General features: G+C 70.3%; 13 protein-coding genes. 4 read left to right on the forward strand and 9 right to left on the reverse strand.

Going from position 1 to position 14,459, the window contains the following annotated elements; all coding sequences use genetic code 11:
- Positions 1-27 precede the first annotated feature (27 nt).
- A complete protein-coding gene (locus ACFV1W_RS23910) occupies positions 28-1,074 on the reverse strand; it encodes a YncE family protein (protein WP_380419261.1) in 1,047 nt (348 codons plus the stop codon).
- Positions 1,075-1,212: 138 nt separating this feature from the next.
- Here ACFV1W_RS23910 and ACFV1W_RS23915 point away from each other — a divergent pair, with 138 nt between their 5' ends.
- Positions 1,213-2,100: a LysR family transcriptional regulator gene (locus ACFV1W_RS23915; protein WP_380419262.1), complete on the forward strand. Its 888-nt coding sequence runs from the start codon at positions 1,213-1,215 to the stop codon at positions 2,098-2,100.
- 54 nt (positions 2,101-2,154) lie between these two features.
- Here the strand turns inward: ACFV1W_RS23915 and ACFV1W_RS23920 are convergent, their stop codons facing one another.
- The 8 genes from ACFV1W_RS23920 to ACFV1W_RS23955 form a co-directional block, all read right to left on the reverse strand.
- Entirely contained in the window at positions 2,155-3,843 is a 1,689-nt protein-coding gene (locus ACFV1W_RS23920) for an alpha/beta hydrolase (protein WP_380419263.1), read from the reverse strand.
- Positions 3,844-3,846: 3 nt separating this feature from the next.
- On the reverse strand, positions 3,847-4,254 hold the full coding sequence (locus ACFV1W_RS23925; protein ID WP_380419264.1) for a hypothetical protein: 408 nt from the start codon (positions 4,252-4,254) through the stop codon (positions 3,847-3,849).
- Between the two features lie 161 nt (positions 4,255-4,415).
- Positions 4,416-4,964 (reverse strand): hypothetical protein, encoded by a 549-nt coding sequence (locus tag ACFV1W_RS23930; RefSeq protein WP_380419265.1) that lies wholly within the window; start codon positions 4,962-4,964, stop codon positions 4,416-4,418.
- A gap of 1 nt (position 4,965) precedes the next feature.
- Entirely contained in the window at positions 4,966-6,654 is a 1,689-nt protein-coding gene (locus ACFV1W_RS23935; RefSeq protein ID WP_380419266.1) for an alpha/beta hydrolase, read from the reverse strand.
- 3 nt (positions 6,655-6,657) lie between these two features.
- Complete coding sequence (locus ACFV1W_RS23940; protein ID WP_380419267.1) at positions 6,658-7,056, reverse strand: hypothetical protein; 399 nt, start codon at positions 7,054-7,056, stop codon at positions 6,658-6,660.
- Between the two features lie 168 nt (positions 7,057-7,224).
- Entirely contained in the window at positions 7,225-7,758 is a 534-nt protein-coding gene (locus ACFV1W_RS23945; protein ID WP_380419268.1) for a hypothetical protein, read from the reverse strand.
- Positions 7,755-9,455, reverse strand: coding sequence for an alpha/beta hydrolase (locus ACFV1W_RS23950; RefSeq protein ID WP_380419269.1), 1,701 nt, complete (start codon positions 9,453-9,455; stop codon positions 7,755-7,757). Before ACFV1W_RS23950 ends, ACFV1W_RS23945 begins: the two co-directional genes overlap by 4 nt.
- A gap of 3 nt (positions 9,456-9,458) precedes the next feature.
- Positions 9,459-9,866, reverse strand: coding sequence for a hypothetical protein (locus ACFV1W_RS23955; RefSeq protein ID WP_270148576.1), 408 nt, complete (start codon positions 9,864-9,866; stop codon positions 9,459-9,461).
- Between the two features lie 193 nt (positions 9,867-10,059).
- On the opposite strand from ACFV1W_RS23955, the gene ACFV1W_RS23960 reads away from it, so the two are divergent.
- From ACFV1W_RS23960 to ACFV1W_RS23970, 3 genes are all read left to right on the forward strand, one after another.
- Positions 10,060-10,464, forward strand: a complete 405-nt coding sequence (locus ACFV1W_RS23960) for a DUF6153 family protein (protein ID WP_380419270.1) — start codon at positions 10,060-10,062, stop codon at positions 10,462-10,464.
- A 95-nt stretch (positions 10,465-10,559) separates the two neighbouring features.
- Positions 10,560-12,152 (forward strand): multicopper oxidase family protein, encoded by a 1,593-nt coding sequence (locus tag ACFV1W_RS23965; protein ID WP_380419271.1) that lies wholly within the window; start codon positions 10,560-10,562, stop codon positions 12,150-12,152.
- Between the two features lie 312 nt (positions 12,153-12,464).
- Entirely contained in the window at positions 12,465-14,366 is a 1,902-nt protein-coding gene (locus tag ACFV1W_RS23970; protein ID WP_380419272.1) for an APC family permease, read from the forward strand.
- Positions 14,367-14,459: the final 93 nt, after the last annotated feature.

Consider the following 14,459-nt stretch of genomic DNA (forward strand, 5'->3'; position numbering starts at 1 on the left):
GTTGCCGCCGCCCGGAGTCGGGTGGTGTCAGGCGGGCCGGGGGAGGTAGGCCAGGCCGTGGGCGCCCGCTTCGGCGTGCTTGGGGACGGTGAGGCGGCTGACGGGGGCCAGGGTCGTGAGGTCGACGACGTCCACGGTGGAGGAGACGACGGAGGACACGTAGCCGAAGCGGCCGTCGGGGGAGGAGGTGATGGTCAGCGGGAACTGGCCCACCTCGACCGAACCGAGGGGCCGGTGGGTGGCGGCGGAGAAGACGGTCAGTCGGCCGGGGGCCTGGCGGCCGAGGGGTGAGTCGGTGTCGGGGGTGGCGCTGATCTCGCCCGCCAGCAGCCGGCCGGCGGAGGTCAGATGGACCGGGATGACGGCGGACCGGGTGGGCAGGACCTCCACCACGGAGCCGGTACGGGTGTCGATGACGTGGATGCCGGGTTCGGCGTCCGGCTTGCCGGCGAAGCCGAGGTACGGCGCGCCCACGTACACCCGGTCGCCGTCCGGGGAGACGGCGAGGCCCTCGCTGCCGGGGACCTCCACCTTGGCGGTCAGCACGCCGCGGCCGAGGTCCACCACGGAGACGAACGGCGCCTCCTTGTTGGTGGCGTAACCGGTGCGCCCGTCGGGGGAGATGGCGAACCAGTGCGGGCCGGGGGCGTCGGTGTCGATCCGGCCCAGCGGGCGGCGGGTCGTGAGGTCGACCACCACCACCCCGCCGGGGCGGTCCGCCGACGCCTCGACGCTGACGTAGAGCCGGTCGCGGTCGAGGTCCAGCGCCAGCCCGTGCGGGCCGTGCTCGGGGGCCAGGTCGACCACCTCGACGATCCGGCGGGTGTCGGCGTCGATGACGGTCAGCTTGGTGCTCCGGCCGCCGTGGGCGTGGTAGTAGCCGGAGTGGTACGCGGTGGTGCACCAGAGCAGGCGCCGGGTCGGGTCGAAGCACAACTCGTGCGGCTCGGCGGTCACTTCGAGGCTGTCGAGCAGGGCGTCGGTGGCGGCGTCGAAGAACGAGACGGTGGCGCCGCTCTGGCTGACGACGGCGAGGACGTCGCCGGCGAGGTGGGAACGGAGGTCGTTCGGCACGTGGACTCCTGGAAGTGAGGACTTGTCGCCCGACTGGCTCGGACGGTTCCACTCTCCGCGCCCCGCGGCGGCCGAACAATGCAAGGATCGGCACGGGATCATTGACCACAGCGAAAAACCACAGTTCAGGAGCCATGGATGGACCTCAACCTGCTACGGGCCCTGGACGCCCTGCTCCAGGAGAACAGCGTGACCCGGGCCGCCGAGCGGCTCGGTACCTCGCCGGCGGCGGTGAGCCGGATGCTCGCCCGGCTGCGCCGGGCCGTCGGCGACCCGCTGCTGGTGCGGGCCGGGCAGGGCCTGGTGCCGACCCCGCGGGCGCTCGAACTGCGCGAGGAGGTCGCGGACCTGCTGCGCGGCTGCGAGAGCCTGCTGCGTCCCGGCGCGGGCTTCGACCCGGCGCACCTGGAGCGGACCTTCACCGTGCAGGCCGGCGACGCCGTGCTGGTCCGGGTGGCAGGCCCGCTCACCGAACGGATCCGCGCCGAGGCGCCCGGCGTGGACGTGGTGTTCCTGCCCGAGGCCATGGAGGGCGGACCGGCGCTGCGCCAGGGCGTGGTGGACGTCGAGGTGGGTGTGCTCGGGCAGTTGGACCCGGAGGTCCGCTCCCGGCCGCTGGTCACCGCGCCGGTGGTGGGCGTGGCGCGCAGCGGCCATCCGCTGTTCGAGGGGCGGATCACCGCCCGGCGCTTCGCCGCCGCCGACCACATCGGGGTCTCCCGGCGCGGCCGACGGCACGGGCCGATCGACACCGCGCTGGCCGAGCGCGGGCTGCGCCGCCGAGTCGCGGTGGTGGTGCCCAGCCACACCGGCGCGATGCTGCTGGCCCGGGACAGCGACCTGGTGACCCTCGGCCCGGCGGACTGGCTGCCGCGGACCTTCGAGGCGCTGGGCCTGCGCACCTTCCCGATTCCGCTCGAACTCCCGCCGCTGGAAGTGGGGATGGCCTGGCACCCGCGCAACTCGGCGGACCCGGGCCAGCGTTGGTTCCGTACGCACCTGGCGGCCGCGGTGCGGCAGGCGTAGGGGCCGTACCTTCGCGGAGGTACGGCCCCGGGCCGGGAGGAGGGAGTGGCGGCCCTACTGGCCGGCGATGACCCGCCCCATGGCGGGCAGCGTGGGCGAGTTGGCGTTCCAGTAGTCGGAGTGCCCGCCGTTGGGGTCGGTGGGCAGGATCTGCGCGCCGAACTCGGGAGCGGTGGTCTGCCGGCCGTGGATCAGGTGGTGGTCGTCGTCCCCGAAGCCCCAGTCGGACTTGATGTTGTCCCAGGCGTTGTCCGCCAGACCGCCGGGGTCGAGGGCGGGAGCCAGGCCGATCGGGTCGCCCTGGCTCTGCGCCGCGTAGACGTGGGACGGGTCGATGCGGAGGTCGGCGGCGGTGTCGACGCCGGCGCCCGGACTGGCGATGAGGACGACGTTGTCGACCGGAAGGCCCTTGTCCTTCATGGTGTAGCCGATCGTCGTGGTGCCGTAACTGTGTCCCAGGACGGTGTTGTTGGCGATGTTCCCGTCGTGGGTGGCGTGGAGCCCGACCTCGAAGCCGTGCAGCTTGTCCTCGGCGTTCTTCGCGTACGTGTCGTCCGCGGCCTCGGGGACGAGGTTCTGCGGGGCGTCGTAGCCGATCCAGGCGATCGAGGAGGTGGTCCGGTTGTTGCCGACGGCGTTGGCCGCGGCGACCATCGCGTCCGACCGGCTGATGTCGCCGTCGACCTTGCCGAGCCGGGCGCCGGTACCGGGGACGTACGTCGAGACGTTGTCGGCGGTGTCCGGGTTGTTGACCGCGACGATGGCGTGGCCCAGGCCGTTGGTGTCGAAGCCCAGTAGGAAGGTCGGCGGGTGGGCGGCGTCGACCGGGGTGTTCAGCCGCTTCTCGATGTCGTCGATGCCTTTCATCTTCTCGACGAGGAGGTCGTGCTGCTGCTTCCAGGCCGTGTAGTCGAGGTTCGGGACGGCGATGCCGGCGGAGTACCCCCCGCCGTACTCGGGCGGCTCGGGGCCGAGCGCGTCGAGCTGACGCTGGAGGTCGGCCTTGCCGTTGCGCAGGTTGGTCCGGTTGGCCTGGTCGCGGCTGACGGCGGGGATGCCGTCGAGGTTGCCGATCTGGTCGGGGTGGTTGAGGATCATCCGGTGCTGCTGATCGTCGGTGAGGCTGTTCCACCAGTCATGGACGCTGTTCGGGTCGGTGCCGGCGGCGGGGACCTGGTCGAGCGCGTTCGCGGCGGCCGTGTCGTTGGTGGCGACGGTCGAGTCGAGCCCGGTGGCGTTGCTCGCGTTGGTGGTGAAGTGGGCGAGCCGCTTGCTGATCGTCCGGTCCGCGTGGTCGGCCTCGGTGAGGGCGGCGCTGATCCGGTCCCGGATGTCCTTGGCGTGCTCCGGGGCGCCGTGCCCGGCGAAGGTGAGGGAGTTGGGGTCGTTGTCCCAGGTGATCCCGCCGTCGGGGGCGACGGTGAGGCCCTGGGCCCTGGCGTCGTCGAGGGCGCTGATCAGGTGCGCCTGGGCGGCGGCGAAGCCGTCGTAGGCGTCCTGGAGGGCCCGGCTGATCAGGCCGATCTCCTGTTGGGCGGCGTGGAGTTCGTCGTGCAGGGTCTGGATCCGGGTGCTGGCGTGGCCGGCGGCCGTCCCGGTCCACTCGGAGCGGCCCAGCCGGTCGACGACGTCGTGCTGCCAGTTCTCCACGTGTTGGCCGAAGGCGGTGGCCAGGGCGTCGAAGGCCGTCTTGGCGGTGGTGAGGTTGCCGAAGCCGGCGCTCTGTAACGTCTTGATGTCCATCGGCTACTCCGCCGCTCCGGCGCTGCGGGGCTTCACCGGGCCGGGGACGACGGTGGTGCCGAACGGGTCCGGTTCGGGCCCGTCCGGGACGGGTGTGTCCGGGTGGATCATGTTGGTGTGGATGTCCTGCTCGACCTGGCGGTAGTAGGCGGCCGAGGCGCCGAGCTTGGTGCCGACCTCGCCCATGTCGCCGCCGAGCTTGTCCAGCAGGGTCTTCCAGTTGCTGCCGCAGGCGGTCAGGGCGGCGGCGGTGAGCCAGCCCTGCAGGGTGCCGGCGGCCTGGTTGCACGGGTCGGTGATCTTCGAGGTCTCGCCGGGTATCAGCCCGCCGATGTGCTGGGCGCTCTGTCCGCAGCCGTCCAGCTCGTCCGGTCTGACCTTGAAGTCCAAGGACGCGTCCGGGTCTGCCATGTGTCCCCCCCCGTCAGTCACGGGCCGACTGCTGGTGCGGCCCGTCGCGGTAACCGACGACGCATGCTAGCGGATCGTGACGACCCGGCAAGGGGGATCGCGGGGTGTGTGTGCGAAGGGGCCGCACCTTCTCAAAGGTACGGCCCCGGACGGGAGTTGGGCTATGCGGGTGGGGTGCCGTTCGGCCAGACGCAGGGGGAGCTGACCTTCAGCTGGAAGGTGCGTCCGGCGTCGGTGGCGCCGTCCAGGACGGCGAGGAAGTCGTCCTTGGGGTTCTTCATCCGCACCCAGCCGATGTGGGCGTCGGGCGGCTCCGGCACCACCTGGAAGCCCCGCCCGGTGAGGTACGCGCGGAAGGCGTCGGCGGCCTTCGTCCGGTCGGGCAGGGGGAGGTCCGCGAAGACGGCGGAGCGCTCCGTCTGTTCCCGGCCGTGCGGGCCGATGTCGTTGGCGTCGCACTCCGAGTCGCTGTACGGGGCCGGATCCGTCCGATCCGTCGCGGGCTTGACCGGCAGGTTCGCCAGGATGTCCGACCGGTAGCCGTCGATCTGCTTCTTCGCCTGGTCGAGCGTCATCGTGGGCTGCGACCGCTCGTGCACGGTGGCCGCGCCGCAGCCGCTCAGCGCCAGGGCGGTGGCCGTCAGGACGGCGGCGGCAGCGGTGGTGGCCGCGGCCCGCCCGATCGGGCGGGCCTGGTCGGTGGTGCTCATGTCAGTGCTTTCCGGCGATGACCTGGCCCATGGCGGCCAGGGTGGGCGAGCCGTCGTTCCAGTAGTCGGAGTGCCCGGCGTTGGGGTCGACGGGCATGACGTTCGCGCCGAACTGGGGGGCGGTGGTCTGACGGCCGTACATCAGGTGGTGGTCGCCGTCGCCGAAGCCCCAGTCGGTCTTGATGTTGTCCCAGACGTTGTCCCCCATCCCGCTGGGGTCGGTGGCGGCGGCCCAGCCGATCGCGTCGGCGGGGCTCTGTGCCGCGTACACGTGGTTCGGGTCGATGCGCAGGTCCTTGGCGTTCTCGACACCGGCGCCCGGGCTGGCGATGAGGACGGCGTTGTCGACCGGGAGGCCGTGGTCGCGCATGGTGTAGCCCACGGTCGTGGTGCCGTAGCTGTGGGCCAGGATGGTGTTGTTCCCGATCTTCCCGTTGTGGGTGGCGTGCAGGCCGTTCTCGAAGCTGACCAGCTTGTCCTCCGCGTTCTTCGCGTACGTGTCGTCCGCGGCCTCCGGGATGATGCTCTGCGGCGCGTCGTAGCCGACCCAGGTGATCGACGAGGTGGTGCTCTTCCCCTTGCTGGCGTCGTTGGCCGAGGCGACCATCACGTCCGAGCGGTTGATGTCACTGCCGATGCTGCCCAGGCGTGCGCCGGTACCGGGGACGTAGGTCGACACGTTGTCGGCGGTGTCGGGGTTGTTCACCGCGACGATGGCGTGGCCATGGCCGTTGGTGTCGAAGCCCATCAGGAAGGTCGGCGGGTGCTTGTCGTCGACCGGATGGTTCAGCCGCCCCTCGATGGCGTTGATGCCGTTCATCTTGTCCGTGAGGTCGTCGTGCTTCTGCTGCCAGTCCGTGTAGGCGGGGTTCGGGCGGATGAACCTGCCGGAACCGATGGTCGCCGACGGCGCGGGGCCGAGGCCGTCCAGCTGGCGCTGGATGTCCTGCTTGCCGCGGGCCAGGTTGATCCGGTTGGCCTGGTCCCGGTCGACGGCGGGGATGCCGTCCATGTTGCCGATCTGGTCCGGGTGGTTGAGGACCATCCGGTGCTGCTGCTCGTCGGTCAGTCCGTTCCACCAGGCCTTGACGCTGTTGGGGTCGGTGCCGGCGGCGGGGACCTGTTCGAGCGCGTTGGCGGCGGCGGTGTCGGCCTTGGCGGTGGCGGAGTCGAGGCCGGTGCCGTTGCCGGCGTTGGTGGCGAGGTGGGCGAGCCGGGTGTTGATGGTCTGGTCGGCGTGGTCGGCCTCGTTGAGGGCGGCGGTGATCCGGGCCTGGATCTGCTTGGCCTGGTTCTCGGCGTCGTTGCCCGCGAAGTCGGGGGAGTTGGGGTCCTTGTCCCAGGTGATCCCGCCGTCGTCGGCGACGGTGAGCTTGTGGGTCTTGGCGTCGTCGAGGGCGCTGATCAGGTGGGCCTGGGCGGCGGCGAAGCCGTCGTAGGCGTCCTGGAGGGCGCGGCTGACCAGTCCGAGTTCCTGCTTGGCGGCCTGGAGTTCGGTCCCCAGGTTCGAGATCCGGGTGTTGGCGTGGCCGGCGGCGGTGCCGGTCCACTCGGAGTGGCCGAGCCGGTCGACGACGTCGTGCTGCCAGGACTCGATGTGCTGGCCGAAGGCGGTGGCCAGGGTGTCGAAGGCGCTCTTCGCGGTGGAGATGCTGATGACGTCGGCGTCGTGGAGGGTCTTGATGTCCATCGCTTACTCGGCCGCCTTCGCGCTGCGGGGCTTCACCGGACCGGTGGTGTCGAAGGGGTCAGGTTCCGTTCCGTTCGAGGCGGGCGCGTTGGGGTTGCGCATGCTGTTGTGGGCGTTCTGCTCGGCCTGGCGGTAGTACGCGGCCGAGGTGCCCAGCTTGGTGCCGACGTCGCCCATGTCGGTGCCGAGCTTGTCCAGCAGGGTCTTCCAGTTGGTGCCGCAGTTCTGGATGGCGCCGGCCGTGAGCCAGCCCTTCAGCCCTCCGGCGGCCTGGTTGCACGGGTCGGTGATCTTCGAGGTCTCGCCCGGTATCAGCCCGCCGATGTGCTGCGCGCTCTGCCCGCAGCCGTCCAGCTCGCCCGGCTTGACCTTGAACTCCAAGCCCGCGTCAGGATCTGCCATTGTCCTTCGTTCCCCCGTCAGTTCCGGACCGGATGTTGGGGCGGTCCGTTTGATCGAAACTGACGACGCATGCTAGCGGATTACTAACACACAATCCGATGAATGCGGACCAGCCGGACGGGAGGGGCCGCACTACCGGGAAGGTGCGGCCCCGAACGTGACCCGGGCTTAGGCGGGCGGCGTGCCGTCGGGCCAGACGCAGGGGGAGCTGATGTCCAGCCGGAACGTACGGCTTGTGTCGCTGGCGCCGTCCAGGATGGCGACGAAGTCGTCCTTGGGGTTCTTGAGCTTTACCCAGCCGATGTGAACGCTGGGCTCCGATACCGGCTGGAAGCCCCGTCCGATGAGGTAGGTGCGGAACGCGTCGGCGGCCTGTGTCCGGTCGGACAGTGGGAGGTTCGCGAAGATGTACGACCGCGAGGTTTCCTTCCGGCCGTGCGGTCCGATGTCGTTGAGGTCGCACTCCAGGTCGCTGAATGCTGGCCTCTCGGCGGGCTGGATCGGCAGATGTGTCAAGGTGTCCGTCAGATACCCGTCAATCTGCTTCTTCGCCTCGTCGAGCGTGATCGTGGGTTTCGATCGCTCCTGTAGGGTGTTCACCCCGCAGGCGCTCAGGGTCAGCGCTGCGATGGCCAGGGCCAGCGTGACCGCAACCCGGCCGGTGCCTGTCCGGCTTGCGGTGGTGCAATCGGCGGTCCTCATGACAGCGGCGCTCCCGTGATGGCCTTCCCCATGCCGATGAGGGACGGCGAGCCCTTCTCCCAGTAATCGGAGTGCCCCGTTCCCGGAGCGGAGGGTATGTACTGCGCGCCGAAATTCGCGTTGCTGGGGTCGCGCCCGAAGGACAGGTGGTGGTCGGGGTTGTCGACGGTTCCGGCCCAGTAGCCCACATTGTTGGTGAAGTTGCTTACCCAGTTGCTCGCTTGCTCTGGCGGGGTGTTATCGATCATGTCGTCGTCGCCCACCGCCACATAGACGTGGGACGGGTCGACGCCGAGCTCCTTGGCGTGTTCGACACCGACGCCCGGGCTGGCGATCAGGACGACGTTGTCCACCGGCAGCCCCTTGTCGCGCATGGTGTAGCCGACGACCGTGGTGCCGTAGCTGTGGCCGAGAATGGTGTTGTACGACGGCTTGCCCTCGTGCGTGGCGCGCAGCCCGTCCTGGAAGCCGCGCAGCTTGTCCTCGGCGTTCTTGGCGTAGCTGTCGTCGGCGGCCTCGGGGATGATGTTCTGCGGGGCGTCGTAACCGATGTAGGTGATCGACGACGTGGTTTTGGTGTTGCCGTTGGCGGAATTGGCCGAAATGACCATTCGATCCGACCGGTCCATGTTGCCGCCCATCTCACCGAGTCGCGAGCCGGTGCCGGGGACGTAGGTCGAGACGTTGTCGGCGGTGTCCGGGTTGTTGGCCGCGACGATGGCGTGGCCGTGGCCCTTGGTGTCGAAGCCCAGCAGGAAGGTCGGCGGGTGGTCGGCGTCGACGGGGGTATTCAGCCTGTCCTCGATGGCCTTTACCCCCCTCATCTTGTCTTCCAGGTCGTCGTGCTTGGCCTTCCACTTGTCGTACTCGGGGTTCGCCACGGGCTCGCCCTTGACATACCCCAGAAACTGCTTCGGCGCGGGGCCGAGGCCGTCGAGCTGGCGCTGAAGGTCTTCCTTGCCGTGCTGGAGGTTGATCAGGTTGGCCTGGTGCCGGGCGGTGGCGGGGATGCCGTCGAGGGCGCCGATCTTGTCGTGCTCGGTTTGGATCATGTGTTGCTGCTGGGCGTCGGTGAGGCCGTTCCACCACTTCTTGACGCTGTTGGGGTCGGTGCCGGCCGGCGGAACCTGACTGAGGGCGTCCGTGGCGGCCTGGTCGGCCTTCGCGGTGGCGGAGTCGAGGCCGGTGCCGTTGGTGGCATTGGTGGCGAGGTGGCCGAGCCTGGCGTTGATGGTCTGGTCGGTGTGGTCGGCCTCGGTGAGCGCGTTGGTGATCCGCTGGCTGATCTCCTTGGCGGTGGCCTCGGCCTTGTCCCCGGCGTAGTTGGGGGAGTTGGGGTCCTTGTCCCAGGTGATCCCGCCGTCGGGGGCGACGGTCATCTTGTTCTTCTTGGCGTCGTCCAGCGCGCTGATCAGATGGGACTGCGCCGCCGCGATGCCCTCTGCGGCGTCGGCGAGTGCCTTGCTGATGAGGCCGAGTTCCTGCTTCGCGGCCTGGAGTTCGTTGCCCAGGAACTGGATCCGGGTGTTGGCGTGCCCGGCGGCCGTCCCGGTCCACTCGGAGTGGCCGAGGCGGTCGACGACCTCGTGCTGCCAGTTCTCGATGTGCTGGCCGAAGGCGCTGAAGAGGGTGTCGTAGGCGTTCTTCGCGACCGTGATGTTGTTGATGTTGGCGTCGTAGAGGGTCTTGATGTCCACGGGTTACTCGGCCGCCTTCGCGCTGCGGGGCTTGACCGGGCCGGTGGTGACGTTGGTGTCGAAGGGGTCCGGCTCCGGACCGTTCGAGGCGGGCGCGTTCGGGTTCCGCATGCTGTTGTGGGCGTTCTGCTCGGCTTGGCGGTAGTAGGTGGCCGTGGTGCCGAGTTTGGTGCCGACGTCACCCATGTCACTGCCGAGCTTGTCCAGCAGGGTCTTCCAGTTGGTGCCGCAGTTCTGGATGGCGGTCGCCATCTGCCAGCCCTGGAGGGTGCCGGCGGCCTGGTTGGACGGTTCGGTGATCTTCGCCGTCTCCCCCGGTATGAGACCGCCGATGTGCTGTGCGCTCTGCCCACAGCCGTCCAGTTCGGACGGCTTGACCTTGAACTCCAAGTGCGCGTCAGGATCTGCCATGGTGCCCCCCCATGCATGAGAACCGGCCGGCGGCCGGTCCGTGTGTTCGAAAACTAGTGACGCATGCTAACGGAATCCATGCGGAGGATTGTCGGCGTACGTGTGGGGGCAGAGTGACGGGGCAACAGTCCGGTCGGGTTCGGGATACCCTGTGGGGGTAAGCGGACTGGCGGAGGCGGGCGGGAGGCGGAGGATGGCGCAGCAACGGCCGTACGTTTCCCCGCTGCCCGGCGTGCTGCGCCTGCTGCTTCTCGCCGCCCTGCTGCTCGGCATCGTCACGATGCACACGCTCGGGCACCCGAGCGGCGGGCACGGTGGCCACGGTGGGCACGGGCTCCAGGTGACGGCGGCCCAGCAGATGCCCGGACACCACAGCCCGACCGCCGACCGCGGCGCCGACGGCATGGACCCGATGACGGTCTGTCTCGCCGTGTTGGCCGGCTGGACCCTGCTGCTCCTGGTCGCCGGCCCGCTGCTGCGCCGCAGCGGCGACGCCGCCGCCGAGGTGCGGGCCCGCCTGCTGCGGGCCGTCCGCGCGCTGCCGCCGCCCGGGGGCGGGCGGATACTCCTCAACAGACTTTCGGTGCTGCGTCAGTAGGCGCGCGCCCGCCGTCCCGTGCCCGTGTGTACGGGGACGGGACGGCCGACGCGATGTCCTGCACACCCACCCCACTGCACGAGGTGCACTCCGTCATGCGCACACCCACCCGTCGTACCGTCCTGGTCTCCGCGCTCGCCGCCGCCGGGACCGGCCTGCTCGCCGCCTGCTCCTCCGACTCCGGCTCCGACTCGATGAAGGGCATGGACCACTCGTCCATGAACCATCCCTCCACGAGCGCCGCCGCCCCCGCCGGCTTCGTCTCCCCGAACGGCCCCGAGGTCGTCGCCGCCGAGGCCCGGCGCCGGCCCGGCCCGGAGCGCAAGGTCGCGCTCACCGCGACCGAGACCACCCTCGACCTCGGCGGACGGACCGTCCGCAGCTGGGCGTACGGCGACCGCCTGCCCGGCCAGGAGGTCCGCGCCGCCCTCGGCGACACGCTCGCCATCACCCTCGCCAACCACCTGCCGCAGCCCACCTCGCTGCACTGGCACGGCCTCGCCCTGCGCAACGACATGGACGGCGTGCCGGGGGTGACCCAGGAGGCGGTCAGGGCCGGTGCCTCCTTCGACTACCGCTTCGCGCTCTCCCGCCCCGGCACCTACTGGTTCCACCCCCACTCCGGCGTCCAGCAGGACCGGGGCCTGTACGCGCCGCTGATCGTCGAGGACCCGAAGGAGCCGCTGCACTACGACCGGGAGTGGGTCGTCGTCCTGGACGACTGGGTGGACGGGGTCGACGGCAGCACCCCGGACGCCGTGCTCGCCGAACTCGCCAAGGGCATGGGCGGGACGGACCACTCGTCGCACGGCATGCCGGGGATGGACACGGGCGGCGGCACGGCCACCCCGGCCACCGGCCCTTCCAGGATGCTGATGGGTGCCGCGAGCCCGCTGCTGGGCGGCGACGCGGGTGACGTCGCCCACCCGTTCCACCTGGTCAACGGCCGCCTGGCGAGCGCCCCCGAGACCTTCACCGCCAAGCCCGGCGACCGGATCCGGATCCGGCTGATCAACGCGGGCGGCGACACCGCCTACCGGGTCGCGCTCGGCGGCCACGAGCTGACCGTCACCCACACCGACGGGTTCCCGGTCGAACAGGCCACCGCCCAGGCGCTGTTGCTCGGCATGGGCGAGCGCTACGACGTGCTGGTCACCGTCAAGGACGGAGTCTTCCCGCTGACCGCCCTCGCCGAGGGCAAGAACGCCACCGCGCTGGCCGTGCTGCGCACCGGCGGCGGCGCGGCGCCCGACGCCTCGGTGCGCCCGGCCGAGCTGGACGGCCGGCTGCTCACCGCCGGGCAGCTCAGGGCCGACGCGAGCGTCCGCCTGCCCGCCAAGGCGCCGGACCGCACCGTCCGGCTGGAGCTCACCGGCGGCATGGCGAAGGCCGACTGGGCGTTCAACAGCCGCAAGTACGACCCGGCGCAGCGCTACCCGGTCGCGGCGGGCGAGCGGGTGCGGCTGGAGTTCCGCAACAGCACCGGCATGTGGCACCCCGTCCACCTGCACGGGCACAGCTTCGCGCTGGGCGCCGACGGCCCGCGCAAGGACACCGCGATCGTGCTGCCGGGCACGACCCTGGCGGTCGACTTCGACGCCGACAACCCGGGGCTGTGGATGGTGCACTGCCACAACGTGTACCACTCCGAGACCGGCATGATGACCGTCCTCGGTTACCAGGCGTAACCCCCGTCCAGGATCCGAGACGCCGGGGCGGTGGACTCCCTCCCCCGCCCCGGCCCCGGGCCCGCCGCACCACGCCACCCTTCCCCACCTGCGGATCCATGACGTTTTCTTAACGCGGGCCGATGACGTCTCCTTAACGACCGTCGCATAGCCTGGCGCACTGCCGTCGCCCGACGGCGCTTTTACGGGGTCTTGAACAAGAGGTGCAAGGTGGTTTCGTCGGGTTCGACGGAGACGACGACGGAGGAGCCGTCGTCGGCGCGAATACGGCTCCGCAGCTGGCTGCTGGCGGACGTGTCCGCTTCCAAGACCATGCCGGATGCGGATACGCAGGGTGACGCGGAGCCGGGGGACTCCGGGGCGCACGGCGGCGCGGACGAGGGTCAGCGCTGGTGGCGGGTCATGTGCCTTACTGGCGTCGACTACTTCTCCACGCTCGGTTACCAGCCGGGTATCGCCGCCCTCGCGGCCGGGGTGCTGTCCCCGATTGCGACGATCGTCCTGGTGATCGTGACCCTGCTGGGCGCGCTGCCGGTCTACCGGCGGGTCGCCCAGGAGAGCCCGCACGGCGAGGGCTCGATCTCGATGCTGGAACGACTGCTGTCGTTCTGGAAGGGCAAGCTGTTCGTCCTCGCGCTGCTCGGGTTCGCCGCGACGGACTTCATCATCACCATCACGCTGTCCGCGGCCGACGCGAGCGCGCACCTGGTGGAGAACCCGCACCTGACCGGCGTGCTGGGCGGCAAGCAGGTGCTCATCACGCTGTTCCTGGTGGCGCTGCTCGGCGCGGTCTTCCTGAAGGGCTTCGGCGAGGCGATCGGCCTGGCCGTCGCCCTGGTCGGGATCTATCTTGCGCTCAACATGGTCGTGGTGGCCGTCGGGATCTGGAAGATCATCTCGGCCCCGCACGTGGTCACCGACTGGACCGATGCGCTGACCACCCAGCACGGCAACCCGGTGCTGATGATCGGCGTGGCGCTGGTGCTCTTTCCGAAGCTGGCGCTCGGCATGTCGGGCTTCGAGACCGGTGTCGCGGTGATGCCGCACATCAAGGGCGACCCGGACGACAGCGCGAGCAGCCCGGCCGGCCGGATCCGCGGCACCCGCAAGCTGCTCACCACCGCCGCCGTGATCATGAGTGCCTTCCTGATCGCCACCAGCTTCATCACCACGCTGCTGATCCCGGCCAAGGAGTTCGAGAACGGCGGCGAGGCCAACGGCCGAGCGCTGGCGTACCTGGCCCACCAGTACCTGGGCGGCGGCTTCGGCAGCGTCTACGACCTGTCCACCATCGTCATCCTGTGGTTCGCGGGCGCCTCCGCGATGGCGGGCATGCTCAACCTGATGCCCCGCTACCTGCCGCGCTACGGCATGGCCCCGCACTGGGCGCGCGCGGTGCGCCCGATGGTGATCGTCCTCACCCTCATCTCCTTCCTGATCACCTGGCTCTTCGACGCCGATGTCGACGCCCAGGGCGGCGCCTACGCGACCGGCGTGCTGGTGCTGATGAGCTCGGCGGCCATCGCGGTGACGATCGCCGCGTACAAGAAGCGCCAGCGCGGCTGGACCATCGCCTTCGGCGTCATCGCGGCTGTCTTCCTCTACACCACCGTGCTGAACTGCATGGAGCGCCCGGACGGTCTGAAGATCGGTGCCTGCTTCATCGCCGGCATCATCCTGGTGTCGCTGCTCTCCCGGCTTCGCCGTGCCTTCGAGCTACGCGTCACCAACGTGGTGCTGGACGACACGGCGGAACGTTTCATCCGTGACTACGCCCACCGCCCGCTGCGCCTGATCGCCAACGAACCGAGCAACCGCGACAACGCCGAGTACCGCGACAAGATCAGGCAGATCCGCGCGGACAACGACATCCCGGGCGAGGACGACCTGGTCTTCGTCGAGGTGACGGTCCGCGACGCGTCGGACTTCGAGTCCGAGCTGACCGTGCGCGGCGAGGTGCTGCACGGCCGGTACCGGGTGCTCACCCTGGAGAGCTCCAGCATCCCGAACGCGATCGCCGCCCTGGCGCTCACCGTCCGGGACCGCACCGGGCAGCGGCCGCACCTGTACTTCGAGTGGACCGAGGGCAACCCCTTCGCCCAGTTCCTGCGGTTCTTCCTGTTCGGACAGGGCGAGGTCGCCCCGGTCACCCGCGAGGTGCTGCGGGAGGCGGAGCCGGACCGCACCAAGCGCCCGCGCGTCCACGTCGGCTGATCCGCGCCCGGGTCGAACGCCCGGGGTCGAACGCCTCGGCCCGCCCGGGCCGGTGGGGCCCGGCGCGGCGAGGCGGGCGGGGGGGGGCTGGAG

It is taken from the genome of Kitasatospora sp. NPDC059648, from assembly GCF_042734825.1.
Classification (GTDB): domain Bacteria; phylum Actinomycetota; class Actinomycetes; order Streptomycetales; family Streptomycetaceae; genus Kitasatospora.